Origin of the sequence: Streptococcus mitis (genome assembly GCF_003942775.1) — a bacterium.
Classification (GTDB): domain Bacteria; phylum Bacillota; class Bacilli; order Lactobacillales; family Streptococcaceae; genus Streptococcus; species Streptococcus mitis_CN.
Window position 1 is genome coordinate 1 of sequence record NZ_RJNX01000024.1, and the last position, 800, is coordinate 800.

Here is an 800-nt window from a genome sequence, read left to right on the forward strand (position 1 = left end):
CAAAAAATGATGGGGCAACAAGTGTAGACTCAGTCACTCCAACGCCAGTAGCTAAGCCAGCAGCTAAAAAAGCAATAGACGATGTGCTGAAAGCTAAGGAAGCAGAAATCGATGCGAACAACGACTTAACAGCTGAAGAGAAAGCAAAAGCTAAGGAAGATGCAAAAGCGAAAGCAGACGCAGCGAAAACAGCAATCGATAACGCAACAACAAATGATGCAGTAACTCAAGCTAATGCTAACGGAACAACAGAAGTAAATAATGTAAATCCAACAGCGCAAGCAAAACCAGCAGCTAAGAAGGCAATTGACGATGTGCTTAAAGCTAAGAATGACGCAATCGATGCGAACAACGACTTAACAGCTGAAGAGAAAGCAAAAGCTAAGGAAGATGCAAAAGCGAAAGCAGACGCAGCGAAAACAGCAATCGATAACGCAACAACAAATGATGCAGTTACTCAAGCAAAAAATGATGGGGCAACAAGTGTAGACTCAGTCACTCCAACAGCGGTAGCTAAGCCAGCAGCTAAAAAAGCAATAGACGATGTGCTGAAAGCTAAGGAAGCAGAAATCGATGCGAACAACGACTTAACAGCTGAAGAGAAAGCAAAAGCTAAGGAAGATGCAAAAGCGAAAGCAGACGCAGCGAAAACAGCAATCGANAACGCAACAACAAATGATGCAGTAACTCAAGCTAAAAATGATGGAGCAACAAGTGTAGACTCAGTNACTCCAACGCCAGTAGCTAAGCCAGCGGCTAAAAAAGCAATAGATGACGCACTTAAAGCTAAGAAAGATGCG

At 43.1% G+C, this 800-nt stretch carries 1 protein-coding gene; it reads left to right on the forward strand.

The features are described from left to right. A partial coding sequence (locus tag D8848_RS10640) for a DUF1542 domain-containing protein (protein ID WP_125450674.1) occupies positions 1-800 on the forward strand: 800 nt, incomplete at both ends.